Origin of the sequence: Flavobacterium davisii (assembly GCF_019565505.1) — a bacterium.
Classification (GTDB): Bacteria; Bacteroidota; Bacteroidia; order Flavobacteriales; family Flavobacteriaceae; genus Flavobacterium; species Flavobacterium davisii.
Map to the genome: position 1 here is coordinate 321,847 of NZ_CP067378.1, position 25,182 is coordinate 347,028.

The window sequence follows — 25,182 nt, forward strand, 5'->3', positions numbered from 1 at the left end:
ATCTTTTAAAAAAAACAAAAATGTCGCATACAGAAAACCAAGAAAATAAAGAAACTATTCAAAAAGTAGCTGAGGAAACTATTAGCTCTCTTAAAATTGAACACGGTCAGGATTTAAGAAAATTAACCTTACCAGCAAACGAAGACGAAACTAAATTTATTGAAGTTATGGCAGTAGTGCCAAAACGCAAAATTATTGGGCAGTATCAAAAATACGAACGCATTGACCCTTTGAAAGCGCAGGAAATTGTAGTTAAAAACTGTGTGTTGACCGATAAAGAAAAAGTGTTGGCAGATGATGGATTGTTTTACGCTGCCTTTACTGCTTTAACTGAACTGATGCCTATTAGACAGGGAAAGTCGGAAAGAGCCTAGAGGAATTAAGTTTAAACTATAAGGATGATGGGGATTTGTATTTTAAAGTGGATGCAATGATAAGTCACTTTTTGCATATCCCTTTCCCCGAAGAGTTAGATGATGAAACTTGGGCAAGCAAATGGGCGCAAATACAATGGCTCTCAGAAAAAGGGATATTAGGAATTTCTAAAATGTCAGGTAATGGATGATGGAGCTTCAATACTTATAAATCTTGCTATGCGATACGCTACTGCTTTCGGAGTAGCATTTCAAAGTAAGGCGGTTGTAGTTAAGGAAGACAATAAGTACAAAGTAGAATACTACGATAAACAGTCTGAAACACAGGAAGAGGTCATTTTTAAGTTTGATGGAAATAAAATGGTATTCGGAGCAATGTTGCTTGATGATACTGGAATTTTTGCCCCCCCTCTTATGATGAATTTTTCAAAAGAGAAAAGGCTAATAGAAACCGAAGTTAGTGGTTCTGACAATATGGTAGTAGAGCGCTGGGGTACTTCTAATTGGATAATCAATATTACAGGAATTTTAATAGATGTTGAAAACAGAGCCTATCCACAAGAAAAAATTGAAGAACTCGTAAAGCTGTTCGATTATAACAATATCGTAAAGGTTTCAGGAAATCAGTTTTTAGATAAAGACATTGATAGCGTTTATTTTCAAGCTGTTCACATCGAACCTTTGGAAGGCTTTGCTGACACGGTAAGATTTAACTTGTCAGCACGAAGTATTAAAGAAGTTAGTTATTCCTTATCAAACCCAAATGAATAGCCATTATTACAATATCAACATTAAAATTACTATTGGCGGGAAGCTTGTTATTACGCAGGTGAAAAGTATAGAAATTGAAAAAAGCATTGATAAGTTTTCCGATACAGCAAAAATAGAACTACCAAGGGGGTTTCGAAATCTAAAAGTAAACGGTACAACTGATACAATTGCTTACAAAAGCATTTTCGAGCTTATAAATAAAGGGGATACTGTTGTAGTTGAAGCGGGTTACAATGGTGAGCTAGTCAAAGAGTTTGAGGGTTATATTTCTAGTGTAGGTGCTGATATTCCTTTGATTTTAGAGTGTGAGGATGAAATGTACAGGCTCAAAAAACTACCTAAAGTAAGTAAAACTTTTAGTAGTTGCAAGCTTAAAGATATTGTAAACTTTCTGCTTCCTAATTACCAAAGCGAGGTAATTGATATGGACTTAGGTAAGTTTATGATAGACAACGCTACGCCTTTTGATGTTTTTGAAAGACTAAAAAGGATTGCCGTTTGTGGTTTTACTTCAAAGGAGAAAAGTTAATAGTAAGCTTGCTGATTGACTTAAAACCGCATCAAAATCACGACTATGTTTTTGGAATAAACATACGAAAATCAACCGCTTTGAAATTCGAAACGAACGAATCAAGAAAGGTCTTGATAAAAGTGACCTCACCAAAAAAAGGTAAAGAAAATGTTTTCTACGAATACGGAGAAAAGGGAGGAGATGAAATTAGTATTAATGCTCCTTTAAATATGGCTCAAAAAGCAATTGAGCAACTGGCTAAAAACGAACACAAAAACCGTACACGTAGTGGTTATAGTGGTACAGTTGATGGCTGGGCAATTCCTCTAGTACAACATGGGGATACCATAGATTTAAAAGACCCAAACTATCCTGACCAGCATCGAGACGGTAGGTATTTGGTTGAGAGTGTAAAAATAGTATTAAACGAAACCGACGGCTTTAAAAGACAAAGTAAGCTGTCTTACAAACTAAGTAAATGAAAATAAAAATATTCGTATTGGTAATGTTGGGATTGTTGTTTTCTTGCAAAACGGCAAAGCCAATTGAACAGGAGCAAAACCAAAAGATAATCGAAACCATCGTTAAAGATACCGTATTTGAAGTGCAAGCTGATAGTACATTTTACAAAGCACTTATCGAGTGCCAAAATAATAAACCTGTTTTAATAGAAAAAGATTTAGCCAATGTTAAAACAATCTTTAAAGAACCTTTAAAGATTAGGACAACACTTGTAAACGGTATGCTTATCGTGGATTGTAAAAAGGAAGCGCAAAAGCTTTTTTTACAATGGAAAGAAAAGCATATCAGTGAGACGAAAGTTAAAACGGTGGCGCTTCCTCCCAAATTAATAAAGAAACCACTCACTTGGTGGGAAACGTTGTGGTGTAGTTTGGGTAAGTTATTCACAAGTATTTTTTGTCTGTGGCTCATTTATAAAATTGTAAAACTATGGAAGCGTTTAGCCGTGCCGTTGCCTTAGAAGTTACCAAACATTTAAAAGCGGTCACCTCATTAGGTATAGTTGAAAGTGTGCAAGACAATACTTGTACTGTTAAACGTGAAGGAAGGGCAGATTTACTAGATGTTCGCTTTAGTGCCTTGGAGCAAAAAAAAGAGAGTTTCATTCAAGTAATACCTAAAATAAACAGTCAAGTAATTTTGCTTGAAATTGAAAACCAGCCAAGCGAAACACTGATAGTTGGATATAGTGAAATAGAACGTATTGAAACAAAAGTAGGTTCTATTTCTCTAAAACTCGAAAACGATAAGCTCGAAGTTTTTGACGGTAAAAATAGTTTAGGGAGTTTACTTGATGATTTGATAGCAAATATAAACAACTTGAAGATTACCACTCCAAATGGTATCGGAACTGTGTCACCTGATTCAAAATTACTTATTGAAGCCTTGAAAGAAAAGTTTAAAAATTTACTCAAATGAATAAAGATTTTGAATTAGACCAAGATGGTGATTTGTCTTTTATAAATGGTGATTTCTCATTAGCTCCATCAGACCAGATGCACGTAGAGCATATTTTGGAAGCCGTAAAAGGTGAATACAAACAGCATCCTACTCTTGGTTTTGGAATAGTGAATTATTTAAAAACAAATGTGTCGGAGGTTGAATTTAAAAGAGATTTAAAAATTCAGCTAGAACACGACAATTATAAAAAATGTAAGATTAACTTAACTAACGGTCAATTAAAAATTGATATATGAAAACGATTAATTATATCCTAGATGGATTTGGTTTTGTGGATTTTAAAGACTTTTTAAAGAGTACGTTCGGACATACGATGGATAAAAAAATAATCCTTTTGGATAGCTTATTAGCATTTGTATTTTGTTCAGTAAACACGTTGTTTGGTTTTAATATAGCTTTTTTTACTGCTTACGTTGTGTTACTCATTTTTGAATGGTTCACGGGCGTTAAAGCTTCATTTAAAAAAGGAGAAAATCATTCAAGTCGAAAATTTGGGCGTATGCTATTGAAAATTGCAACGTATTTAGTTCCAATCTACATTCTAAATCAATTTTCGAAAAACTCACAATTTCCAAGTATAATGGGATATGAAGTAGATCCTTTTATGTGGTTATATTGGGTATTTCTCTTGGGTATGATTTGGCAATTGTTAATATCATTGCTCGAGAATCTGAACAATCTAGGCTATAAATACGCATCTATATTAATAAAAATCATCAATAAACAATTTTATAAAAAGTTTGAGTTAGATGCAGAGCAAAGCAACAGTTTTAAGTAATCAGTCCTTACTAGATATAGCCATACAGCATACAGGTTGTATAAAAACTCTTTTTGAATTGGCTTTACAAAACAACCTGTCAATTACGCAAGAGTTAAAAACTTCTACTGTTTTAGTTATAGGAACTAATAACGCAAGTAAAGAAATAGCTGATTATCTAAGAAGAACAAACGAACAACCAGCAACAGGTTTAAGTAAAACCCAAATCCAAAACTTAGAACCCCAAGGCATAGGCTATATGTTCATTGGTTTTGATTTTACAGTACAATAATATGGCAAGAAGCATCGAAGAAATACACGGGAATATGTTGGCAAACATTGCCAATCATCCCGACTTGCAAGAGTTAAACAGCACAAGTAAAACGGCAATTTACAGACTTTTTTGTTATATAGTAGCAGTAGCTATTTGGAGTTTAGATCAATTGTTTTCGATTCATAAAATCCAAATCACCACCGCTATTTACGAGTACAAGCCCGGTACTTTACGTTGGTATAGAAATATGGCGTTAGCCTTTCAATTTGGGTTTAATTTAAAACCAGACGATGACCAGTTTAATAACCAAGGAGCGACAACCGAACAAATTGAAACTTCAAAGATTGTAAAGTACTGTTCTGTTAAGGAAGGCTTAGAAAGTAGTAAGGTGATTTTGAAAGTGGCAGGTGAGCAAGGCGATAATTTGCGCAAGCTTTCAGCAGATGAAATTAGAAGCTTCACCGCTTATATGAAAGAAGTAAGTTTTGCGGGTGTGAAACTTTTAATTATCAATAATCCAGCGGACAAATTACTGTTAAAAATGGACGTTTATATCGACCCACTATTATTTGATAGCAAAGGGACAAACGTTAGGCTTGGAAGTAAAACAGTAGAAATTGATTTAAAAAAATATTTAAAAAACTTACCCTTTGATGGTGAATTAGTGGTTAACGATTTGATTGCTCATCTTAGAAGTGTTGACGGGGTGATTAACGTAAACATAACTACCATTCAAAGTAGTTACTTAGATTTGACCACTAACACTTACACGCCTTTCACGGCTATAAATGTGAAAACGATCCCTTTGGCTGGGTATTTTGAAATAGATAATCAAAGCGTGTTTAAATATGTGGTTTGAGGTTGATTATAAGAAGTTAATAGTACTACTATTGCCTATAGCGTTACGAAAACGTAAAACGATTGCCTATTTACATTGCTTGGTTAAACCAATTGACGAGGTGTATTACCAATGGAAACAAAAAAGGCAAAGTGATTGGTATATGTTAAACCATAACGGGCAAAGATGCAAGTTACGAAAGGTTTTAAATGACGAACTAGACACCCGACAAAGGCGTATTCGGATTGACGATGGTACATCATTCAAACGGAAATACATCTATACAAAAGCAGAAAAAAAGCCTATTTATTTAGGAAAGGTATTTATTAACAACAAAACGGAATTTGAAAATACAGGGGTTGACTTTGTGGTTTTTGCACCAAAAGAGATTGTAGAACTAAACATTCACAAACTGAAATTTTTAATAAAATATTACAAATTAGCAGGTAAACGATACAGAATAGAAAAGATATGAATAAGCAAAATTTCAATCAATCAGAGGGCTTTCCGTTGGAAACGGAAGTATTAAACGATATGCAAACCGCCTACAATATATTTAACAGTCTAGGGAATATAGCTGGAGATTTAGCTGTTATTTCAGGATGTGAAAATAATAATGGAGTAATATCAAATGGAGTAGTCTTTATAAATGGTGAAGTGTTGGAGTTTCGCGGGGGCAATCCTACCACTACCGTTATCATTGTTGAAACGCCCATAAAAAAAGAGTTTGAAAACGGCGAAGAAAAAGACGTTTTGTTTATTCGGTTTGCCACTTTTGGAATAGGAAATACGACTTACAACTGGTCGGATTTTAAACGCCCAAAATCAACTATTCAGTTGACAAAAGAGAAAGCAGAACAAACCGAGCTGGAAAAGCTAATCCAGCGTGTGAAACAATTAGAAGAAAGACCAATGGCAAACGTGCCTATAGGTATGATTGCTATATGGGGCAGACCATCTAACGAAATTCCCAAAGGTTGGGAAGAGTTTACACCCTTACACGGACGAATGCCACTGGGTTTTGACGGTAGTCAGTCAGATTATGACGCATTATTAGTTCCTTTAGGATCTCGCAAAAAAAACTATCAAAAGAGCATATTCCAGAATTTAAATTCACAACGGGAACAATCGAACAAGAGGGGAACACAGATAGTTCTCCGTGCGGTGGCACCCCGTATTTCAAACCTTCACAACGAGATGTAAGTATTGGAACATCCGCGACCAATCAAATAGAGATTGATTTTTTAAACCCATGCTTGGTCGTACATTTTATAATTTATACAGGAAAATAAAATAATGATAGCAATCGATGTAATAAAAAGTTTTTTTAAAACAGGTCTGAAACCAACGCAAGACCAGTTTAGTGCTACGTGGGATTCATTTTGGCATAAAATGGACAAAATCCCTATTACGCAAATTGAAGGAATGGAACGAATTTTTGATGCTATAAACAATATTTCTCAAAACCAACAAAACATCCGCATCGTTCCAGTTGGGCAACTTCTAATATTTAAAGTTTCCCCAAATTCAAATAACAGCGTGTTAGAAAGAGGGGATTTTGTTAAAAGAATAATTGGCGATGTGTATATAGAGGGGGTGTATATAGACGGCGATATACATAATATATCCTCTTACGATATCGTAAATATGACAGAAATTAAACAATCATCTATTAAAATAATGTAAAAAATGAAACTATTGAATATATTTTGCGCTTTGGCTATCGGGATGATAGCAAACGCACAGACACACACTATTGTGAAACCCTTGAAATTGACCAGCGTACCCGCAGGCACAGGCTCAGAAAATATTTTAGTCCGTGATCATTCTGGAATGATCAAACAAGTCGATAAGCGTAGTATAATTGTCCCACCAACATTGCAAGGAATACTAACGACATCCTCTACATGCGAATATGGAACCGCCCTAGATAATAAAACAACATTTAAAGAAAATGGTCTTGAGTTTAGCGATTCATTTTCTTCTTTAGAACTGACAAACACGAAGATCTCTTTCCTAAACAAAGGAAACAATAAACATATAGCGATCATTCCTAGCGATAACAACACGGAAGGGATTTTTAAACTTCCTAGCTTACAGGGTACCGCAATTGTATTATCTGTAGATAATGAATCAGCAACACAGGGGAACTTGTTTATAAAAACTATCGATGCCGTCCGCTATTTATGTTTAGGTTTAGGTGGGGAAATCATTAAAATAAAAATTGAAAAATAATGGGATTAATTTTTAAAAACTGGAAAACCACGTCGGCTGGCGTTGTTTCCATAGCATCAGGAGTTTTATTATTCGTGAATGATAAAACAAAAATTATTGAATCTTTAACGGCTGTACTTGCGGGTATTGGTCTAATCTTTTCGCAAGATGCAGTAAAGTAATTTCTTTCGGAGGGAAGAATAAAAAAAGTCCTCCAACAAATTAAAAACTTTCCTAGGGTATTTTAAATTAGCAACAAAGCCACCGTTGGAGGACTAAAAGTCTTCTTAATGGTGGCTTTACTATTTAAAACATTCCTAGGAGTTACAAAGATAATCATCAAATTTAATTAATCAATCATCAATCAAAAAAAATCAAGAAATGAAAAAAGTTTTTTCAAGTGCACCCCTTCCTTTCATGGGGCAAAAACGCCAATTTTTAAAGAAATTCAAACCAGCTTTAAACGATTTCCCATCTGATGCAATTTATATAGATATGTTCGGCGGTTCGGGTTTACTTAGTCATACCGTTAAAGCGTTTTACCCAAATGCCACAGTAGTTTACAATGACTTCGACGGCTATAGCGAACGCTTGGCAAACATTGATAAAACCAACGTTTTACTAAGTGATATTAGACAAATATTAGCAAACCACCCAAAAGACAAAATCATTAAAGAAGAAGCGCGTAAGGAAATTTTAGAGCGGATCAAATTAGAAGAAGCAAAAGGATACGTTGATTACATAACGATATCAAGCTCAATTCTGTTTTCAATGAACTATGCAACTTGCTATAATGAAATTGAAAAGTCAACGCTTTACAATTGCGTGCGCCAATCCAACTATACCGCAGAGGGTTATTTAGACGCAATAGAAGTCGTTCAAATGGATTACAAAGAGCTTTTCAAAAAGTATAAGGATTGTAAAAACATTGTGTTTTTGGTCGACCCACCGTACTTATCTACTGACGCAAGCACCTATAAAGGCTATTGGAAGTTAAGGGATTATTTGGACGTACTAAACGTGCTTGAAGGTTCGAATTACTTTTATTTTACTTCTAATAAAAGTCAAATTGTGGAGTTATGAGAGTGGATTGAAAGCCGTTCGACTTTAGCGAATCCTTTCAATGGCTCTAAAATGGAAACAATGAATACAAATGTTACTCATCAATCGAGTTATACAGATATAATGATTTATAAGCTTGCTAGATAAACTTAAGCCTTTTAAAGTAGATTTAAAAGGGCTTTAAGTCTTTTAAAATACTCACCGCATCGAATGAGTATAGTCCAGTAACACCATCCTCGAATAGCAATGTATATACTTCATCTTCTTCATTAGTTTTTATTATTATTCCAATTTTACCTCGTTTATTTTTTGGGTCAGTTGTTAAGAATTGTAATACTTGTGCTTTCATATTTTCGTTTTTTTACACGGCAAGTATACGTTGGAAAAACAACACGTCGTAGTCTTTTTGAAAGTATTTTTTGATTTGGTTTATATTGTTAGAGTCTTAGGATGGTTTTATTTTGTTTTCATTCATGATTGTTTCTTTTTGATAAACCAACTGCAAGTTGCCAAGCGTTATGCGATAGTCTGCATTGTGAAGTGATATTTTGGGAATTTTTTCCAGCCCATTACTGCTGTTCATATCTAAAAAAAACTTTACTTTTGGTTTTCCCGATTATACTGTCTTATTAACCAGCCCTACAATTAAAGATCAAAAAAAAACTAAAAAACAAACTAAAAACTTAAACTTAATAGGTGATACGGAAAAACCTAAAAGCATTTACGATCTTTTATTCTGGATTTTTTTAATAAGATAAAAGCAATTTTTGCTTTTTAAAATATATTATTCGGTATAATTATAATATCAAATACAAAATAGTTTGAACCAATAAATTTAATACGACACCAATTAACAACCAGATTAAACAGTTATTACACATCCTTACTTTTTTTATAGTTTTCATATATTATTTTCAATATTAACAAAGAATATGTTTAATAGTACTAGCCATTTTTCATTAAGTTACTATCTCTTTTTAACTTTATTTGATTAACGCCATTTTATCTTAACAAGCTTTTTAAAATTTATCATTAAAGATATAGCATTAAAAATGTTATATATACGGTTGTAATTTGATAAATAATTTAGTTTTTTAGCATTATTTACTCATTGTTCTTTTTAAAAATTACATCATTGATTAACTAATAATTCTAAAACTTGTTCTATTTTATCACATATTTCTTTGTTTATGTTTCTAAAATGCCAAAAATCAAAAACCTTTGACTCTGGTATTTCTGGATAGTAATTTTGAATTACAGCTTTAAAAGCATCAAAACTTCTAAATCCTTTATTAAAAAAGCCAATCAAAAGCTTACTTGAACGCTGAATTAACTCTATTCGTTTTAATGTAGAGAGTTCTCTCTTCTTCATTGTATTTTTAGAATCAACTGACATAACTTTTGTATATTTGTTTTTAATGTTTACACAAATTGTATTGTTATACAATTTGTGTAAACTATTTGTGAAAACTAGCAATATAATTTACCTGTGTAAATTATATAAATCAGATATACAAATTTATAAAATATTTGATTAAAAACAAGTAAAAAATCAAATAATTTATAAAATAAAAAACAATGTTAAAATTAAACGAAACTGTAAGAAAATCTATGAATCCAGAAGAATTAAAAAGGGCTAGAAAAATCAAAGGTTTAACCCAAAAGGAAGTAGCGGATTTAATAGGGGTCTCTTTTCAAACTTATAATGGTTATGAAAATGGGAAGAAAATACCAACAACAAAATATCAAATATTGGAGAAGTTTTTATCAAATGTTCATCAGGTAAAAGAACCTTCAGAAGTATATTACACGGAAAATGATTTTGAAAAAACGATTCATCATTTGAATGAATTAATCAATCAACGTGAGGAGATTTTGAAGATTTTAAATCCTAATTCCCTTGACTACTACCATAATATAGAGTTAATTCAGGTTTATAAGGAAAGGATTAAATACATAAATAGCGTAAGAAAGAATTCTTTTTAGGTATTTTTTATTTTGTGTAGAAATATATTATAAATAAAAGGACTATTTGATAATTAGTCTCTTTATTTATTAGATTTTATAGGTTTTCATTCTAAAATAGAAGTAGTTGCTTTTTTTATTATTATTTTAAAAGTGTTTAAATTCTATTTTCCTATCAGAAAATATTTACAGTCTGTGTTAATCTTGTTTATTTAACTCAAATAAGCTTTAGAAACTTATTATGGATAAAGTAATAGTTTAGAATTTTAAGACTGCGGATTTTTTATTTTTGATATAGTAAAACACGTTTGTGGTAAATTTTTCGTGTGTTTTTATCTTTTCGTTTTCATCAGAAAGTTTATTACCTAATCTGTCAGTTTAACACAAACTATTTTGTCTTTGTCGTGTTTTTAGAATGAACTAATATAACTTTTGTATATTTGTTTTTAATGTTTACACAAATTATATGCTGGTATAATTTGTGTAAATTCTTTATGAAAATTAAACGTATGGTTTATACTTATAAACTATATCAAAAATCAGATATGCAAATATATAAAATATTTGATCAAAAATAATATAAAATCAAATTTTTTATAAAAATAAAAAACGATGTTGAAATTAAACGAAACTAAAAAAAAATCTATGAGCCCAGAAGAATTGAAAAGAACTAGAAAAATGAAAGGTTTGACTCAAAAGGAAGTGGCGGATTTAATAGGGGTCTCTTTTCAAACTTATAATGGTTATGAAAATGGAAAGAAGATTCCATCAACAAAATACCAAATATTAGATAAATTTTTATCTGATGTAAATCATATAAAAGAACCTTCGGAAATATATTATACGGAAAGTGGTTTAGATAAAACGATTCATCACTTGAATGAATTAATTAATCAACGTGAGGAGATTTTGAAGATTTTAAATCCTAATTCTCTTGACTATTATCATAACATAGAGCTCATCCAAGTTTATAAGGAAAGGATTAAATATATAAATAAAGTAAAGCAAAATAATTTTTAATTGTTTTTTATAAGGTTGTACTGCTAAAATGATATTTTATAGTATTTGATTTTGTTTTTTATGATTTTCTTACTTTTTTTAAATAGTCATTTGGTTTAAAAAGATAAAACTACAATTGAATTTTATTATTAAATGCAAGGTTTTTGAGAATATTATAGTATAAAAACCTTGCATTTAAGTATTCTGATTTCTTCAATTTTTATTTTTAAAATATCTTTTTTACAAGTTATATAAGACTTAATATTTTCTAAAAAACATAAAAAAGAATATTTGGAGTAAAAATAATATCAATTTACGTTGAATTAGTTTTCAACAAAGCTTATTTAAATTGCAGGTAAAAAAAATCGACTATAAGACTTCGACAATTTCTTCCATTTGTAATCTTGATTTACTTTTAATGTGGGGTTGATTAGGGTCATTTTCATCTCTATAACCAATTGCAACTGCAAATAATGTTGAATAATTTTTTAGATTAAGAATTTGATCATATTCATCACATTTAATCCCTTCCATTGGGGTAGAATCAATTTTCATACTTGCACAAGCACTCAAAAAATAGCCTAATGAAAGATAAATCTGATGTTTTAGCCAGACTTTATTTCAAACTCAGGCAGTGGTTTTATGAACTGATTGTAATAACCAACGGCTCCTTCGGGAAGATTTTTGTTTATTTGATTTTCAAAAGTAGGAATGTCATTTATTGCGCAAAAAACCACTAAATGACTTGCTTCTTTAATTTTTGTTCATTAAAGTAAGAGACTTCTGCTAATTGATTTTTTGTTTTATCGTTTGACACAATAATAAATTTCCATGGTTGACTATTAATAGATGAAGGACTTAATCGCAAAATTTCCTTCAATTGTTCTATTTCATAATCGGATATTTTTTGCTGTGTGTTATACATTTTGGTTGTATATCTGTTTTTTGATAAGTTTATAAAATCCATTTTATTTGTTTTAATTATTTTTTATGCTGGTTTAACCCAAATACTCATTAGAGATTTTAAAAAGAACATTTTATTGATTGTCAGTACTGTATAAAATTAAGTACTAGAATCAGTAAAACTAAATCTTTTTATTTCAATAAGTTATAAAATTTATTTTTTCTAATGCGAAATCTGGTTTTAAATAAATTATATGAAGCGATAACCGCCTTTTTATTTTTAAAAGTTTACAATTTGTTTATTTTTATTTTGTATATAAAGTAAGGTGGTTTTCCTGAATCGATTGTACCTGAAAAAGCTATTGTTTTATGAAGCTGGTTAACAGATATATAGAGGTATCCATTTTGTAAACTGATGTTATCAGCCCAAAGTAATCTAGCATCTCGAATGAAAGGTTCTAGCTTTTTTGTTTTAGCATTCCATTTATCAATTCCTTTATCATTCAAATTTGTAAAATAATGATTGCCTTTTTTATCTGTTGCAACACCGTCTGAAATTGGTTTATCTCCCACTTTTTTTATGGTTGCTAAAATTTTATCTTCTTCTTCATTTTTTCTAATTGCCCTTGCGGATATACTGTACCATGTTTTTCCATTCATCGCACCGTAAAAAACCGTTTCTTTATCTGCTGAAATTGTAATTGGATTTATTGCTACACGCGCAGGTTTGCCTCCAAAATTTATAATTTTAAAGTCTATAACTGTATCAATGTCTTCACTTAAAAATGAAGGGTGTTGTTTTAATCTTTTTACGGCTTTTGTCTTTATATTAACTACTATAATCCCGGGGTTGGCTATATCTGCTAGATAAATAAAACCATTTTTTATATCAACTGCTAAATCTTGGATAAAAGAGCCTTTTGGGGCTACTTCTTCAGGGAAGGTTAAAGAAAAAATATTTTCTTTGCTTTCTGAACTAAAGCAAAACAATCTAGTTTGCCCTAAATTTAACCCCATATCAATTACCCATAAATTTCCGTTTTCATCTGTAGTTATTCCAAGTGGTGTATCGAAGGTAGTAGGAGTTGCCTTTTGATCGGCTCCTCTTTGCCATCCCATATTGGGAAACGCTTCTATTGTTTTGGCATCTTTAATAACAACCAATTGTATGGATGGATTTCCCAAAGGATGAATGGTTGAATAAACGACCCCTTTGTTACTAACTGCTACGTTTCCGGACGAATCTGCATTTCTGCAACTATCTCCAATTGGCTATTCTTATCTGCTTTTAGTTGGGCGTAGACATTCGTTTCAAAACTTATTATAAGTAAGAAAGCAAATACTATTGATATAAATAGATTATTTTTTTTCATTTTTACAAGAATTGATTAAACTATAATTTTTATAGTTACAAAAATAAGTATAGTTATTTATCTTTGCAATAACGGATAAAATAGATAGTACCTAATATATTGTATAGACGACTGAATTTACGTCTAGCATTAGATTACTAATGGGCTGCTTGGGGATAGTAATAGGTTCTTTTTTAGACATCTACAAAATCATTGAGTAGATACTGTAGTAAAAGATGGAAAGAAAAACCCTACTTTTGGACTTTTCCAAAAACAGGGCTTCATTTTATAAGTAAGGAGGTATTGAAAACTAATTTTATTGATAGTTTTTTCTGAATCTGTCTCAAAATGATTTTTAAAAAACAAAACATGATCTTTTTGAAAATGGTTTAACTCAAATTCCGCATTAGCAATCTATTCATTTTACTTTTATTCAAATTTAAGGACGTACTCTATTTTTATTCATCAAAATAGTTGCCTTTTTCATCTTCTAAAATTTTCCGTGAGCACTTGAATTTATTGCCTTTTTTATTGCAAAACAAAGTGTAATGTGAAACTTAGATTAAATCTATCTCAAAATTTTAAAATTGGATTTTATTATATTTTTTTTAAAAAATCAATTGCTTTTTTATTAAAAATAGGGGCTTGTTCGACATTTACAACGTGTCCACATTTTTCAATAATGGTTAGTTTTGCTGATTTATAATGTGTTTCTACTACTTTTTTTACGGTTGGCAAAAACATGTAATCTTCTTCTCCCATTATATATAACGTTGGGATATTTAATTCTACTTGTCGAAACCAAGTTAATACGGGATTTATTTCAGATGTTAATTTAAACCATTTTATAAATTCTTTTTGATACAATTTTTTAGCTTCATTGATAAACATCAAACGGGATTGTTTGTGATTATCTTTTGGCATAATAATAAAGGCAAATAATTTATAGAGGAATAAATAGGGTAATACATATTTAAAAAAATTACCTACTCTCATTAATATTTGTGAGCGAAAATTCATTTTTAGGATAGCACCACCCATAATCATACTTTTAACTCTTTCTGGATACATTTCGGCTAATTGCCTGATGACTATGGTTCCTAAAGAAATTCCGATAAAATGGGATGACTGTATTTTTAAATAATCTATAACTTCTAATACGTCATGAGCAATAGACTTAAATGTATATTTTTTTGAGAAGTTTGCTTTTTTAGAATTTCCATGTCCTCTTAAATCGAGTAATAGGACGTTGAAATGTTTTTGAAATTCTCTAATTTGCTTAAACCATATAGAAGAACTTCCTCCTGCCCCATGTACAAAAGTAACCCATTGATTACTTGATGTATTTTCATAAATGGTGTAATGAATCATATTTTATAGCAATTCTATTTTTAGTGTGCATGGTGTAAATGTAATTCACCTATACGTAAACGTAATTTTTTAAAATAATCGAAGGCTTTTACTAAACGTGAACCATACCATGAGAACATTTCTCCATCAACAAAAACAGTTTTTGCATGGTGTGAATATCGGCCTAATTCAAAAGCGTGTTCATCTTTAAAAGGATAGGGTTCTGATGAAAGGAATATTAAGTCGGGATCGCCTTGAATTCGCATTTTTGCACAATAACTTCTGGATATCGTTGGGGATACTTATCATTATTTGCATAAATATTTTCTAATTTATTTAATTGTAATAAATGATTAATAAAGGTATCTCTTCCTGCTACCATATAGGGTTTTCCCCAGATGAAATAGGCTACTGTTTGTTTTTCATAATCTTTGATGAAATGAAGAAAATCATTTTTTGCAAAATTAATTTTATCGATCCATTTTTGTGATTCGGTACGTACATTAAATAGTTTGCCAAAATCTTCAATCATTTTGTTATTATCTTCAACAGTATAGATTTCTGTTACCCAAACGGGGCATATTGAGTTTAATTCTTGAACTATTTCTTGGGTATTTTCTTCTTTATTACAAATAATGATGTCGGGATTTAGTTCTTTTATTTTATCTATTTTTATATTTTTTGTTCCTCCTACAATGGTTTTTGTGGATTTAAAATGAAAAGGGTGTGCACAAAATTTTGTTATACCTACAATTTTATCTTCTAAACCTAAATCATATAATAATTCGGTTTGTGAAGGTACTAAAGAAATAATTCTTTTGGGGGTTGTTTTTAATTCTTGTTGGTTTCCTGTTGGATCAGTATAAATCATTTGTTCAAAAGGGGATTAAATCATGTTCTTTTAACTCTGAAGGTTTAAAGTTGGGTTTGAAATTAAAATTTCTTTCATTTCATTTTGTAATTTCAAAGCTTCTTCTCTTGATTTTAGAGCAAAATCTTTATCTTTTGAAGCGTAAATAATTCCACGAGAAGAATTAACTAATAAACCTACATTGCTATTCATTCCGTATTTACATACTTCTTGTAGGCTTCCTCCTTGTGCTCCTACTCCCGGTACTAAGAGGAAACTATCGGGTATAATTTTTCTAATTTCTTGAAAATATTCTGCTTTAGTGGCACCTACTACATACATTAGATTTTCTGAGTTTTTCCAATTTTTAGATGTTTCTATAACCTGTTTGTATAATTCTTTTCCATTTACATTTAAGGTTTGAAAATCAAAGGCTCCTTCGTTTGATGTTAAAGCTAACATGATTGTATGTTTGTCTTTAAATGCTAAAAAAGGTTCTACGGAATCTTTTCCCATGTAGGGTGCTACTGTAACGGAATCAAATTTTAGATCTTCAAAAAATGCTTTGGCATACATAGAGGAGGTATTGCCTATATCGCCTCGTTTTGCATCTGCAATGGTAAAAATTTGAGGATAATTTTTATTAATATATTGAATGGTTTTTTCTAACGAAATCCATCCTTTGATTCCATAAGCTTCAAAGAAAGCAATATTGGGTTTATAGGCTACGCATATATCTTGTGTAGCATCTATAATAGCTTTATTAAATTCAAATACAGGATCTTCTGTTGTTAAAAGGTGTTGTGGTATTTTATCTAAATCTACATCTAATCCTATGCAAAGGAATGATTTTTTTTCTTGAATTTGATGGATTAATTGTTGTGTTGTCATTTTATTTTTTTGTGTTACAAAAATAAAAAAAGGATGTTCAATTTGAACATCCTTTTTAATAAATATCTTAATTTTAGAGCTGATAGGAAATTCCTGCATTTAAAATTCCTTTATATCCTAAACCAGCTTCTGCACTTATTCCTAATTTTCCTCCATATCGAAATCCGATACCTGTTATTTGAAAATTAAATCGGCTTGAATTATCAAAGGATAGTCCTTGTGAGGATAAATCATTTGTTCTGTTTTTGATAAGTGTATAACCTATTCCTAAACCTTAATATAATCTAAATTTATTTTTTGACAGATAATTATAATTGGATTTTAGAGCCGGGGTAATATCGTCTTCTTTTTGTTTATTTACAATCTTGCCATTGGATATGACATCTGATACAAAAGCTTCATACGCTAGATCTAATCCTAAATTTAACTTATCTACAAGAGCATAACTATAACTAATAGTAAATACTCCTGAACTGATTTTATTATCTACTGTTATTGCTCCTAAAGTTGCTGGAGTAGTTAAAATATCTGTAACGGTATTAATGATACTGTTAGTTGAAACTACTCCATAACTAACTCTGAACTCGCTCGTTCTTTTTTCTTGAGCATTACTATTAAAAAATGAACTTAGTAATAATAATAGGCCTATTTTTTTAAAATTCGTATTTTTCATAGTTGTACATTATTTTGTTTATGATGTACAAGATATTAAAAATGATGAAATTATTCAATGATTAATCTCACTTCTACTCTTCTATTCAATGCTTTTCCTGCTTTTGTTTTATTAGAAGCTATTGGTTTTGACTCACCATATCCTATTGCTTTTAGTCTTGCTTTATCAATTCCTTTACTTACTAAATAATTCATAATAGCGGATGCTCGTGCTTCTGATAAAGCTTGATTTGTTTCTGCTTTCCCTATACTATCTGTATGGCCTTCTAATGAGAATTTAGCTGTAGGATATTCTTTTAAAAGGGCTGACATAGCTTCTAATACTGGATAAGTAGTAGATTGGAAAGTATTTTTTCCTGCATCAAACAAAATTGTTTTTGCATAATCATTTAGCTTTTTAACAACTGCTTGTGTTACTTCAGGACATCCATTGTTTTTGATTGTTCCGGTACATCTATACATTTGTCATCTTTGTCTAACACCATATCTCCATCTGTATCAGGCCAAGGACAACCTTTATTTTCAACAGGTCCTGCTATTGTTATACATTTATCTTCAGGATCTATAACACCGTCATTGTCGGTATCTTTATAAGGACATCCTCCGTTTTCTTTGGGTCCTTTTTCGTTAATACATTGATCTACATTGTCTAACAAACCATCATTATCGGTGTCAGGTATTATCTTTTCTACCACTACAGGTGTCGGCTCTGGTTGTTTTATTTCTTTTGGCTGTTTTACTCTTTTTTCTCCTTTATAAATTGGTACTTTTAATCCAAAATAAACATCGGCACCTTTTGACTCTGATGAAATGAGATTGCTTAAGATAGATCCTGATCCTAAGAATAAAGGACCAAAACGCAAACTAGTTCCTACATTTAGTCCTCTGTATTCCATATAGTTTACTGGCAAAGCAAAACTAAACCATTTGCTTTCGTAACGTGGAGTTAAAATATAGGTATTAGCAATTGATGTTGTATTTAAGGCTTTTTTATCGTTTAAATTAAAATCACCGTTAATATTTAAATAAAATTTTCTAAAAAAATTCCAATCTATATTGGTATGTAAAGCGGTTGGCAGCATTACTTTTTGTGAAGTATTAACCTCTGGAGTTGAATCAAATAATGTTAAAATCTTGTCTAAATTTCCTGCTGATTCAACAAGTACTTGATTGATGGTAATGCTATTAAATTCGTAATGATTTTCTGTATTTGATTTATAGTTAATAGAACCTATATCGGTTACAGATACTCCAAATTTCCATTTATAATTAGGCCCATATTTTTTTTGAATATCCTGATTTTTTATTTCAAATAGGAATCCTAAATCACCTCCAAATCCATTAGAATTTGAGTTGTATTTAATTTCTTTATCTAGGTTATCAAATTCTTTAGTACCGCCATAAATAAAATCTCCTGTGGCTGTAATTTTTTGATTTTTAGGAAGATTATTTGCATTAAAAAACAAGCTTATATTTCTTCCGTAGGCATACGAATTTGCAAATCCTTGTAAATACTTTAATGAAAAACCTCCTTTTAATGAATATTGTTCGTTATTTAGGATAATGGCTCCATAAGACAAGCCTACTTCTGCCCAAGTATTGGCTACCATGTTAAAATCACCTTCATCAATATTATAATTTTTAACATCTTTGAAATCTTCTCTAAATTTATCAAATAAAGTACCATTTAACTCGTGTATGTTTGCATTTCCTCTGGCTCTAGAAAAAAAACCAATAGCGTGTTTGGGTGCAATATTAAACATAAATGAGGGACCTAATACGTCTGCATTTACGATTGCATTATTGTTTGATGAAGCAAATTTTTTGGCTTGTAAATCTATATCAAAGTCTTTTTTTAAAAGGTCTGTAATTTTGACACCAAAATAATCGTTACCTAGCAAGGCACTTCCTGAAACTAAATTTAAATCTAGACGATAGGGAGATCCTACTATAGCGGCGGGATTATAAATCATACCGTGTACACCACTGTAGTTATCGGGAACAAATCCGATATAGGACTGTGCTTGTATTTGTTCTGCACAGAGGAAAAGAGAAAATAATGTGAGAAGTTTTTTCATTTTTTTTATTTGATGATGGTTTTATTGTTTAAAAGTAGAGGCTCTTCTAAAAAATGACAATCTTATTGTTTCGACCATAGGGAGAAATCACATAATACTGGTAATGTGACTTCTCCTGTCGTTGAAGTAATAAATTAAACGCTGAGTATTAACTTTTCAGCCCCCATTAATATACTTCTGATTCTTTTAATTTTTCGGTATTAGCTACTAATTGTAATTCGTCTATAAATTTTTGAATTTTTCCACCCATTACACCATCCATATCAAAAATATCCATACCTATTCTATGATCTGTTACACGTCCTTGTGGAAAATTATAGGTTCTAATTTTTGCCGAGCGATCCCCTGAGCTAACTTGCGAATTACGTTTTTTAGCGTCTTCTTCTTGTTTTTTAGCTAGTTCCATTTCGTACAAACGGGAGCGTAGTACTGACAAGGCTTTATCTTTATTTTTGTGTTGTGATTTTTCGTCTTGACATTGTGCTACTAATCCTGTTGGAATGTGTGTCATACGCACAGCTGATTTGGTTGTATTTACAGATTGTCCGCCGGGTCCTGAAGAACAGAATAAATCAATACGAACATCATTCATATCTATATGTACATCAAACTCTTCTGCTTCTGGTAATACCATAACGGTAGCAGCAGAGGTGTGTACGCGTCCTTGTGTTTCTGTTTGGGGTACACGTTGTACACGGTGTACACCTGCTTCGTATTTTAAAGTTCCGTAAACATCTTCTCCTGTTACTTCAAAAATAATTTCTTTAAATCCTCCAGCTGTTCCTTCGTTTAGATCTACAACAGAGGTTCTCCATCCTTTGGTTTCACAGTATCTGGTATACATCTTATATAAATCTCCTGCAAATAAAGAGGCTTCATCCCCACCTGTACCAGCACGAATTTCAACCATTACGTTCTTAGCGTCTTCTGGATCTTTAGGGATTAGCATGAATTTGATTTCTTCCTCTAATTGAGGGAGTCTTTCTTGTGCTTCTTCTAGTTGCATTTTTGCCATTTCTATCATTTCAGCATCAGCACCATCTGCTATAATTTCTTTGGCTTCATTAATATTTCCAACAAGGTTTACATATTCATCACGTTTTTCAACTAACGCTTTTAAATCTTTGTATTCTTTATTTAATTGTACATAACGTTTTTGATCAGCAATAACATCTGGTTGGATAATTAAATCTGAAACCTCATCAAAACGCTGTTTTACATATTGAAGTCTTTCTAACATATTGTAATTCTTCTATTTTGGACTACAAAATTACAATTTTTGTTTCAAGAACCAAGAATTAGAGATTTAAGTTTTATGATCTGGTTTAAATATATTTTTATAAATATTTTTTTCCCTTTTAAAAGAAAGCTTCGTGTACTATCAAAAATCTTATTATTTATTGTTTTTCATTAAGTTGATGATTTCTATTTAAAGTTTTTATTGAATGCTATATTTTTTTTTGTATTTATCGTTTAATTGGGTTTGATGTGATTGTAAAGAAATTTTTCTTCCTTGAATATAGGCGTGTGATAGGTTATTTGTACGCATATCCAGTGCATCTCCTTCAGAAATAAAGAGTGTTGCTTCTTTACCTACTTCTAAGGAACCGCAAATAGAATCAATTCCTAAAATTTTAGCGGTATTTAGGGTAATTGTTTGTAAGGCTTGTTCTTTTGTCAGTCCATAGGCTACTGTTGTTCCTGCTTGAAAAGGTATATTTCTGGTATTCATTCGTTCCATGTCTCCACTGTTTTCTAAACCTACTAAAACACCTTTTTCTATTAAGAGTTTGGCTATTTTAAAGGGGTGATCTATGTCATCTTGATCTAAATTGGGTAAACTGTGTACTCTTCCTACTAAGACTGCTATATTATTTTTAACTAAAAGAGGTGCTATTTTATCAGCTTGATATCCTCCAATGATTACCATTTTTTGTATTTGATTTTCTTGTATCACTCTAATGGCATCGATGATTTGTTTTTCTTCATTGGCGTTTACATATAGGGTTTGGGTTCCATTAAAAACACCTCTTAAAGATTCATATACTCTATTTTTTTCTATTGGTTCACTGGCTAAATAGGCTTTTGCATTTTTTAAAAAATCAGAAAACTCGTTTACTTCTTTTAAATATTCTTTGTTTATTTCTATCATTCCTGGTTCAGCCCACCATCCTGTTTTTTTAAACGTGGCTGGAAAATTACAATGAATTCCATCATTTTCTTTTACAACTGCTTCTTCCCAGTTCCAAGCGTCCATTTGGACAATAGATGAAGTTCCCGCTATGGTTCCTCCTCTTGGTGCAACTTGAGCTATAAGAACGCCATTAATACGTGCTGTTTCTATTACTTTTGATTCTGTATTATAAGCTATAAGACTTCTTATGTTAGGAGTAAAACCGCCTATTTCTCTTTCATCGTTAGTTGCTTTTACGGCATCTATTTCAACTAATCCTATTGTAGAATTGGGAGCTATAAAACCGGGATATATATGTTTGCCTTCTGCTTGTATTACTTCGTCATAGGTACTTAAATCTATACGAGTAAGGCGAGCATCCGCTACTAAGTTTATTTTACCGTCTTTAAAGCCTACTGCGCTATTTTCTATTTTTTCTCCATTTCCCAAATGCGCTACACCGTTGATAATCAGTACTGATTTGGTTTGTTTAGGGGCTGGAATTTGTTGAGAGTAAATGCCTGTTGCAAATAGTAAGGAGTATAAAATTTTTATATTTATTTTCATTGTTTCATATCTTTAAAAGGGTACAAGAATTGAATTATTACTATTCCATTGTATCACAATGGTATTGTTTTTTTATTTTTTTAACTACTGGTACTGTAAAAGTTCCTTGATTTTTTTCTTGTAGCATTTGATTGATTAACTCTGCTTTTTCTAATTGAATGGATTTTCGGTGTTGTTTATCTTGTTCAGTGTCATAATATATGATCCCTTCAACCATGGTTTTATCTACTTTTGCATATATTGATAATGGGTTATTATCCCATAAAACTAAATCAGCATCTTTACCTATTTTTATACTTCCTATTTTATGATCTAGATGGAGTAATTTAGCGGGATTTAATGTAACCATTTTCCAAGCATCTTCTTCTGAAACTCCTCCGTATTTAACTATTTTTGCGGCTTCTTGATTTAATCGTCTTGACATTTCTGCATCATCTGAATTAATTGCTACAAGTACTCCTTGTTTATGTAAAATTGAGGCATTGTATGGAATGGCATCATTTACTTCATATTTATAGGCCCACCAATCAGAAAAAGTAGATGCTCCTACCCCATGTTGTTTCATTTCATTAGCTACTTTGTAACCTTCTAATATATGGGTAAAAGTGTTTACTTTAAAATTAAACTTTTCGGCTACTCGCATTAGTGATAAAATTTCAGATTGAACATACGAATGACAGGAAATAAATCGTTTTTTATTTAAAATTTCGGCTATTGTTTGTAATTCAAGATCTATACGTGGTTGTTTTAATTTACCTGATTTTCCTTGTGCATTATACAATTTCCAATTTTGGTCATATTCTAATGCTCGAGTAAAATAATCTACGAATACTTGTTCTACTCCCATACGTGTTTGTGGAAAACGAGTTGGATTTGAAATATCCCAGTTGGATTGTTTTACATTTTCTCCTAAAGCGAATTTGATGAACTGGGGTGAATTTTGAAAAATCATTTCGTCTGGTGATAATCCCCATTTCCAACGTACTATGGCTGAGCGTCCCCCAATAGGATTGGCTGATCCATGTAATAATTGTGAAGTTGTTACGCCTCCTGCTAGATTTCTATAAATATTTACATCTTCTGAATTAATAACATCTTCTATTGTAACTTCTGCTGATGAGTTATGTCCTCCTTCATTCACTCCATTAGATATTGCTATATGAGAATGTTCATCTATGATTCCACTTGTTAGATGCTTGCCTTTAGCATCTATTATTTGTGCTGTTTCTTCTTTTATTGATTTTCCTAAAGCTACTATTTTTCCATTTTTTACTAAAACATCGGTTTCTGTTAAAATTCCTTCTTTTTCATTTGTCCAAACTGTTGCATTTTTAAATAGTACATTTTTTTCTTTGGGTTTTTCTTTATTACCATAAGGTAAGTTAGGATAGGTTATGGGAAAAATTTTATTTAAATATTCTTTCTTTTGTTCTTCTTCTTTGGATATAAAGATAGCGGATTGTTTTGCTTCCCAAACCGATTCTGATCCATCGGCTTTTATGACTTTTCCTGTCATTTTTTTAGTATCTGAAACAAAACCTGCTAATCTATGAAATTCTGTTTTAGTGGTATCTACTGTTTGTAACAGGATGTTTACCCAATTATTAGATAGTGTTAATTTGGAATTTATTGTTTTATCTTGATCATTTTTAATTTCTATTTTGGGTGTTTTTATTTCCCCTTCAATTTTCATTTTATAGTTTTCATTTCCAATAGTTAACTGATAATTTCCTCTGATATCTTTTGCTTCTAAATCATTAATTACATATTTCTTACCATTAACCCAGTTTTCAAACAAAGTTGTTTTTATATCAAAAATATCTCCTGAAGTAATTAAAAAATTGGCATAAGCTCCTGCTTTTAAACAACCTATCTGATTTTCTTTGCCTAATAAATGAGCTGGAACTGTAGTTAAGGCTTCTAATGCTGTGGTCGTATTTAAACCATATTTTATTGCCTTTAACAAATTGGTCTTAAAGTCTTCTAATTTCTTTAATTTATCTGTTGTTAAAGCAAATACAATACCGTTTTCGTTTAATATTTTAGGGTTTAAGGGTGCTTGATTCCAAAAACGTAAATCGGCCAATTCTATTTGGTTGGCTATATAAGGATCGGATACGTCGTAAGTTTCAGGAAAATGAATGGGAATAATAAATTGGGAATTTGTTTTTTTATTTCTTCAATACGCTCAAATTCATTTCCTGAACCTTTAAATATATAATTAACGCCTAATTGTTTTCCTATTTTCGCTACACGCAGTGCATTTAATTTGTCTTCTGTAGCAAAAATTTGAATTAATTTTTCATTTTTTATTAAAGCTTCTAATGAGGTATCTTTATATTCTGAATTTCCTTTTTATACCAATTAGCATCGTAATACATTTGCTTCAAAAGTGCTAAAATCCCCATTAATGACGATGGATAAGCTTGATTAGAAGAGGCACTTCTCATGAGGGCAAAATGATGAGTGGCTGATTTTTCTAAGAAATTATTAATTCCATTTTCATTATTTAAAAAAACTAAAGCACCTGTACCTCTTGCAATCCCGTCTGGAATATGAGTTCCTAACACTCCAAATCCAGCTTTTAAAAATTCTTCTGCTTTTTGAGTATCATATTTGTAAGCTTCAAAAGCATTTTTTTCTGGTTTGATATGTTCGTTCCAATAATATCCTTTCTTTTTGGTATCATATAATGGATTATTATCTTTATACGCATTTAACTTTTCATTGGTTTGGATACCAAAATTGGTATATAAATCAATAAATGAAGGATAGAGGTTCTTTCCTTTTAAATCAATAGTGATAGTATTTTTTGGAATTATTAGATTTTGACCAACTTCCACCACTTTGCCTTCTTTGATTAATAATATTCCATTTTCTATTATTTCTGAAGGTGTAACGTAAATTTTTGCATTAATAAAAGCTATAAAATTAGAAGTTTTGCTTTGAACGCTTTCATTATTAGGAAAATACTCTTGGGAATTTATAGTATTTAACAATATTAAATTAAGGAATAAGCATGCTATAATTTTTTTCATCATTCATGATTTATTTATTTTTGAAAATTAAAAATAACATCTCTATTTAGAGTTTATTTAT

The 25,182-nt window shown here is 31.0% G+C and carries 31 protein-coding genes and 2 pseudogenes; 19 read left to right on the forward strand and 14 right to left on the reverse strand.

Translation table 11 applies throughout. The features are described from left to right. Nucleotides 1-20: 20 nt before the first annotated feature. The 17 genes from JJC05_RS01680 (at nt 21) to JJC05_RS01755 (ending at nt 8,304) form a co-directional block, all read left to right on the forward strand. Nucleotides 21-374 (forward strand): hypothetical protein, encoded by a 354-nt coding sequence (locus tag JJC05_RS01680; protein WP_235878061.1) that lies wholly within the window; start codon nt 21-23, stop codon nt 372-374. A gap of 56 nt (nt 375-430) precedes the next feature. Next, the gene (locus JJC05_RS16380) at nt 431-565 is read left to right on the forward strand and encodes a hypothetical protein (RefSeq protein ID WP_258929400.1); all 135 of its coding nucleotides are present in this window, start codon (nt 431-433) and stop codon (nt 563-565) included. Continuing rightward, on the forward strand, nt 558-1,145 hold the full coding sequence (locus JJC05_RS01685) for a DUF6046 domain-containing protein (protein ID WP_088392825.1): 588 nt from the start codon (nt 558-560) through the stop codon (nt 1,143-1,145). The genes JJC05_RS16380 and JJC05_RS01685 overlap by 8 nt, the downstream gene beginning before the upstream one ends. Further along, the gene (locus JJC05_RS01690) at nt 1,138-1,674 is read left to right on the forward strand and encodes a hypothetical protein (RefSeq protein WP_235878062.1); all 537 of its coding nucleotides are present in this window, start codon (nt 1,138-1,140) and stop codon (nt 1,672-1,674) included. The genes JJC05_RS01685 and JJC05_RS01690 overlap by 8 nt, the downstream gene beginning before the upstream one ends. Nucleotides 1,675-1,796: 122 nt before the next feature. Then, nucleotides 1,797-2,138 (forward strand): hypothetical protein, encoded by a 342-nt coding sequence (locus tag JJC05_RS01695; RefSeq protein ID WP_235878064.1) that lies wholly within the window; start codon nt 1,797-1,799, stop codon nt 2,136-2,138. Continuing rightward, nucleotides 2,135-2,638 (forward strand): hypothetical protein, encoded by a 504-nt coding sequence (locus JJC05_RS01700; RefSeq protein WP_235878065.1) that lies wholly within the window; start codon nt 2,135-2,137, stop codon nt 2,636-2,638. The genes JJC05_RS01695 and JJC05_RS01700 overlap by 4 nt, the downstream gene beginning before the upstream one ends. Further along, nucleotides 2,608-3,096, forward strand: a complete 489-nt coding sequence (locus JJC05_RS01705; RefSeq protein WP_235878066.1) for a hypothetical protein — start codon at nt 2,608-2,610, stop codon at nt 3,094-3,096. The genes JJC05_RS01700 and JJC05_RS01705 overlap by 31 nt, the downstream gene beginning before the upstream one ends. Continuing rightward, nucleotides 3,093-3,374 carry a hypothetical protein gene (locus JJC05_RS01710; RefSeq protein WP_235878067.1) on the forward strand — a complete coding sequence of 94 codons (282 nt, stop codon included), beginning with the start codon at nt 3,093-3,095 and terminating at the stop codon, nt 3,372-3,374. Before JJC05_RS01705 ends, JJC05_RS01710 begins: the two co-directional genes overlap by 4 nt. Further along, nucleotides 3,371-3,916, forward strand: a complete 546-nt coding sequence (locus tag JJC05_RS01715) for a phage holin family protein (RefSeq protein ID WP_235878068.1) — start codon at nt 3,371-3,373, stop codon at nt 3,914-3,916. Before JJC05_RS01710 ends, JJC05_RS01715 begins: the two co-directional genes overlap by 4 nt. Beyond that, nucleotides 3,888-4,187, forward strand: a complete 300-nt coding sequence (locus tag JJC05_RS01720) for a hypothetical protein (protein ID WP_235878069.1) — start codon at nt 3,888-3,890, stop codon at nt 4,185-4,187. Before JJC05_RS01715 ends, JJC05_RS01720 begins: the two co-directional genes overlap by 29 nt. A 1-nt stretch (nt 4,188) precedes the next feature. Beyond that, entirely contained in the window at nt 4,189-5,028 is an 840-nt protein-coding gene (locus tag JJC05_RS01725) for a nucleotidyltransferase (protein ID WP_235878070.1), read from the forward strand. Continuing rightward, on the forward strand, nt 5,018-5,482 hold the full coding sequence (locus tag JJC05_RS01730; RefSeq protein WP_258929401.1) for a hypothetical protein: 465 nt from the start codon (nt 5,018-5,020) through the stop codon (nt 5,480-5,482). Before JJC05_RS01725 ends, JJC05_RS01730 begins: the two co-directional genes overlap by 11 nt. After that, entirely contained in the window at nt 5,479-6,210 is a 732-nt protein-coding gene (locus JJC05_RS01735) for a hypothetical protein (RefSeq protein WP_235878071.1), read from the forward strand. The genes JJC05_RS01730 and JJC05_RS01735 overlap by 4 nt, the downstream gene beginning before the upstream one ends. A 93-nt stretch (nt 6,211-6,303) precedes the next feature. After that, the gene (locus JJC05_RS01740) at nt 6,304-6,693 is read left to right on the forward strand and encodes a hypothetical protein (protein WP_088420403.1); all 390 of its coding nucleotides are present in this window, start codon (nt 6,304-6,306) and stop codon (nt 6,691-6,693) included. Between the two features lie 3 nt (nt 6,694-6,696). Beyond that, nucleotides 6,697-7,242 (forward strand): hypothetical protein, encoded by a 546-nt coding sequence (locus tag JJC05_RS01745; RefSeq protein ID WP_235878072.1) that lies wholly within the window; start codon nt 6,697-6,699, stop codon nt 7,240-7,242. After that, a complete protein-coding gene (locus tag JJC05_RS01750) occupies nt 7,242-7,403 on the forward strand; it encodes a hypothetical protein (protein ID WP_165764164.1) in 162 nt (53 codons plus the stop codon). The genes JJC05_RS01745 and JJC05_RS01750 overlap by 1 nt, the downstream gene beginning before the upstream one ends. Nucleotides 7,404-7,602: 199 nt before the next feature. Further along, a complete protein-coding gene (locus JJC05_RS01755; RefSeq protein WP_258929402.1) occupies nt 7,603-8,304 on the forward strand; it encodes a DNA adenine methylase in 702 nt (233 codons plus the stop codon). A 148-nt stretch (nt 8,305-8,452) separates the two neighbouring features. On the opposite strand, the gene JJC05_RS01760 is transcribed toward JJC05_RS01755, so the two are convergent. Continuing rightward, a complete protein-coding gene (locus JJC05_RS01760) occupies nt 8,453-8,632 on the reverse strand; it encodes a hypothetical protein (protein WP_235878074.1) in 180 nt (59 codons plus the stop codon). 783 nt (nt 8,633-9,415) lie between these two features. Beyond that, on the reverse strand, nt 9,416-9,679 hold the full coding sequence (locus JJC05_RS01765) for a hypothetical protein (protein WP_088394330.1): 264 nt from the start codon (nt 9,677-9,679) through the stop codon (nt 9,416-9,418). A gap of 182 nt (nt 9,680-9,861) precedes the next feature. On the opposite strand from JJC05_RS01765, the gene JJC05_RS01770 reads away from it, so the two are divergent. Both JJC05_RS01770 and JJC05_RS01775 read left to right on the forward strand, forming a co-directional pair. Continuing rightward, nucleotides 9,862-10,269, forward strand: a complete 408-nt coding sequence (locus tag JJC05_RS01770) for a helix-turn-helix domain-containing protein (protein WP_088394327.1) — start codon at nt 9,862-9,864, stop codon at nt 10,267-10,269. Nucleotides 10,270-10,860: 591 nt separating this feature from the next. Then, the gene (locus tag JJC05_RS01775; protein ID WP_235878076.1) at nt 10,861-11,268 is read left to right on the forward strand and encodes a helix-turn-helix domain-containing protein; all 408 of its coding nucleotides are present in this window, start codon (nt 10,861-10,863) and stop codon (nt 11,266-11,268) included. 348 nt (nt 11,269-11,616) lie between these two features. Here JJC05_RS01775 and JJC05_RS01780 read toward each other — a convergent pair. The 12 genes and pseudogenes from JJC05_RS01780 to JJC05_RS19015 form a co-directional block, all read right to left on the reverse strand. After that, nucleotides 11,617-12,214, reverse strand: a pseudogene (locus tag JJC05_RS01780) (NAD(P)H-dependent oxidoreductase). A gap of 224 nt (nt 12,215-12,438) precedes the next feature. After that, nucleotides 12,439-13,335 carry an L-dopachrome tautomerase-related protein gene (locus JJC05_RS01785; protein ID WP_235878078.1) on the reverse strand — a complete coding sequence of 299 codons (897 nt, stop codon included), beginning with the start codon at nt 13,333-13,335 and terminating at the stop codon, nt 12,439-12,441. Nucleotides 13,336-14,099: 764 nt separating this feature from the next. Further along, nucleotides 14,100-14,873 (reverse strand): alpha/beta fold hydrolase, encoded by a 774-nt coding sequence (locus JJC05_RS01790; RefSeq protein ID WP_105196545.1) that lies wholly within the window; start codon nt 14,871-14,873, stop codon nt 14,100-14,102. Nucleotides 14,874-14,893: 20 nt separating this feature from the next. Continuing rightward, nucleotides 14,894-15,723: pseudogene (locus tag JJC05_RS01795) on the reverse strand (ABC transporter substrate-binding protein). A 30-nt stretch (nt 15,724-15,753) separates the two neighbouring features. After that, the gene (pyrF, locus tag JJC05_RS01800; RefSeq protein ID WP_105196558.1) at nt 15,754-16,593 is read right to left on the reverse strand and encodes an orotidine-5'-phosphate decarboxylase; all 840 of its coding nucleotides are present in this window, start codon (nt 16,591-16,593) and stop codon (nt 15,754-15,756) included. A 274-nt stretch (nt 16,594-16,867) separates the two neighbouring features. Then, nucleotides 16,868-17,266: a hypothetical protein gene (locus tag JJC05_RS01805; RefSeq protein WP_235878080.1), complete on the reverse strand. Its 399-nt coding sequence runs from the start codon at nt 17,264-17,266 to the stop codon at nt 16,868-16,870. Nucleotides 17,267-17,316: 50 nt separating this feature from the next. Next, nucleotides 17,317-17,727 (reverse strand): OmpA family protein, encoded by a 411-nt coding sequence (locus JJC05_RS16385; RefSeq protein ID WP_258929404.1) that lies wholly within the window; start codon nt 17,725-17,727, stop codon nt 17,317-17,319. Further along, complete coding sequence (locus JJC05_RS01810; RefSeq protein ID WP_258929405.1) at nt 17,679-19,343, reverse strand: DUF5723 family protein; 1,665 nt, start codon at nt 19,341-19,343, stop codon at nt 17,679-17,681. Before JJC05_RS01810 ends, JJC05_RS16385 begins: the two co-directional genes overlap by 49 nt. Before the next feature lie 166 nt (nt 19,344-19,509). Beyond that, on the reverse strand, nt 19,510-20,583 hold the full coding sequence (gene prfA / locus JJC05_RS01815) for a peptide chain release factor 1 (protein WP_088391708.1): 1,074 nt from the start codon (nt 20,581-20,583) through the stop codon (nt 19,510-19,512). 198 nt (nt 20,584-20,781) lie between these two features. Continuing rightward, on the reverse strand, nt 20,782-22,083 hold the full coding sequence (locus JJC05_RS01820; protein ID WP_235878081.1) for an amidohydrolase family protein: 1,302 nt from the start codon (nt 22,081-22,083) through the stop codon (nt 20,782-20,784). A 40-nt stretch (nt 22,084-22,123) separates the two neighbouring features. Next, nucleotides 22,124-24,169 carry an amidohydrolase gene (locus JJC05_RS01825; RefSeq protein WP_445297831.1) on the reverse strand — a complete coding sequence of 682 codons (2,046 nt, stop codon included), beginning with the start codon at nt 24,167-24,169 and terminating at the stop codon, nt 22,124-22,126. Between the two features lie 235 nt (nt 24,170-24,404). Then, nucleotides 24,405-25,124, reverse strand: a complete 720-nt coding sequence (locus JJC05_RS19015) for a hypothetical protein (protein WP_445297832.1) — start codon at nt 25,122-25,124, stop codon at nt 24,405-24,407. Nucleotides 25,125-25,182: the final 58 nt, after the last annotated feature.

Excerpts from the sequence above, each read along its gene's own strand:
- JJC05_RS01710 (WP_235878067.1), top strand. The coding sequence starts at position 3,093 with ATGAATAAAGATTTTGAATTAGACCAAGATGGTGATTTGTCTTTTATA.
- pyrF (WP_105196558.1), bottom strand. The coding sequence starts at position 16,593 with ATGACAACACAACAATTAATCCATCAAATTCAAGAAAAAAAATCATTC.
- JJC05_RS01735 (WP_235878071.1), top strand. The coding sequence starts at position 5,479 with ATGAATAAGCAAAATTTCAATCAATCAGAGGGCTTTCCGTTGGAAACG.
- JJC05_RS16385 (WP_258929404.1), bottom strand. The coding sequence starts at position 17,727 with ATGTATAGATGTACCGGAACAATCAAAAACAATGGATGTCCTGAAGTA.
- JJC05_RS01680 (WP_235878061.1), top strand. The coding sequence starts at position 21 with ATGTCGCATACAGAAAACCAAGAAAATAAAGAAACTATTCAAAAAGTA.
- JJC05_RS01760 (WP_235878074.1), bottom strand. The coding sequence starts at position 8,632 with ATGAAAGCACAAGTATTACAATTCTTAACAACTGACCCAAAAAATAAA.
- JJC05_RS01705 (WP_235878066.1), top strand. The coding sequence starts at position 2,608 with ATGGAAGCGTTTAGCCGTGCCGTTGCCTTAGAAGTTACCAAACATTTA.
- JJC05_RS01715 (WP_235878068.1), top strand. The coding sequence starts at position 3,371 with ATGAAAACGATTAATTATATCCTAGATGGATTTGGTTTTGTGGATTTT.
- JJC05_RS01685 (WP_088392825.1), top strand. The coding sequence starts at position 558 with ATGGATGATGGAGCTTCAATACTTATAAATCTTGCTATGCGATACGCT.
- JJC05_RS16380 (WP_258929400.1), top strand. The coding sequence starts at position 431 with ATGATAAGTCACTTTTTGCATATCCCTTTCCCCGAAGAGTTAGATGAT.
- JJC05_RS19015 (WP_445297832.1), bottom strand. The coding sequence starts at position 25,124 with ATGATGAAAAAAATTATAGCATGCTTATTCCTTAATTTAATATTGTTA.
- JJC05_RS01770 (WP_088394327.1), top strand. The coding sequence starts at position 9,862 with ATGTTAAAATTAAACGAAACTGTAAGAAAATCTATGAATCCAGAAGAA.
- JJC05_RS01755 (WP_258929402.1), top strand. The coding sequence starts at position 7,603 with ATGAAAAAAGTTTTTTCAAGTGCACCCCTTCCTTTCATGGGGCAAAAA.
- prfA (WP_088391708.1), bottom strand. The coding sequence starts at position 20,583 with ATGTTAGAAAGACTTCAATATGTAAAACAGCGTTTTGATGAGGTTTCA.
- JJC05_RS01810 (WP_258929405.1), bottom strand. The coding sequence starts at position 19,343 with ATGAAAAAACTTCTCACATTATTTTCTCTTTTCCTCTGTGCAGAACAA.
- JJC05_RS01820 (WP_235878081.1), bottom strand. The coding sequence starts at position 22,083 with ATGAAAATAAATATAAAAATTTTATACTCCTTACTATTTGCAACAGGC.
- JJC05_RS01730 (WP_258929401.1), top strand. The coding sequence starts at position 5,018 with ATGTGGTTTGAGGTTGATTATAAGAAGTTAATAGTACTACTATTGCCT.
- JJC05_RS01700 (WP_235878065.1), top strand. The coding sequence starts at position 2,135 with ATGAAAATAAAAATATTCGTATTGGTAATGTTGGGATTGTTGTTTTCT.
- JJC05_RS01690 (WP_235878062.1), top strand. The coding sequence starts at position 1,138 with ATGAATAGCCATTATTACAATATCAACATTAAAATTACTATTGGCGGG.
- JJC05_RS01740 (WP_088420403.1), top strand. The coding sequence starts at position 6,304 with ATGATAGCAATCGATGTAATAAAAAGTTTTTTTAAAACAGGTCTGAAA.
- JJC05_RS01775 (WP_235878076.1), top strand. The coding sequence starts at position 10,861 with ATGTTGAAATTAAACGAAACTAAAAAAAAATCTATGAGCCCAGAAGAA.
- JJC05_RS01805 (WP_235878080.1), bottom strand. The coding sequence starts at position 17,266 with ATGAAAAATACGAATTTTAAAAAAATAGGCCTATTATTATTACTAAGT.
- JJC05_RS01745 (WP_235878072.1), top strand. The coding sequence starts at position 6,697 with ATGAAACTATTGAATATATTTTGCGCTTTGGCTATCGGGATGATAGCA.
- JJC05_RS01790 (WP_105196545.1), bottom strand. The coding sequence starts at position 14,873 with ATGATTCATTACACCATTTATGAAAATACATCAAGTAATCAATGGGTT.
- JJC05_RS01750 (WP_165764164.1), top strand. The coding sequence starts at position 7,242 with ATGGGATTAATTTTTAAAAACTGGAAAACCACGTCGGCTGGCGTTGTT.
- JJC05_RS01765 (WP_088394330.1), bottom strand. The coding sequence starts at position 9,679 with ATGTCAGTTGATTCTAAAAATACAATGAAGAAGAGAGAACTCTCTACA.
- JJC05_RS01725 (WP_235878070.1), top strand. The coding sequence starts at position 4,189 with ATGGCAAGAAGCATCGAAGAAATACACGGGAATATGTTGGCAAACATT.
- JJC05_RS01720 (WP_235878069.1), top strand. The coding sequence starts at position 3,888 with ATGCAGAGCAAAGCAACAGTTTTAAGTAATCAGTCCTTACTAGATATA.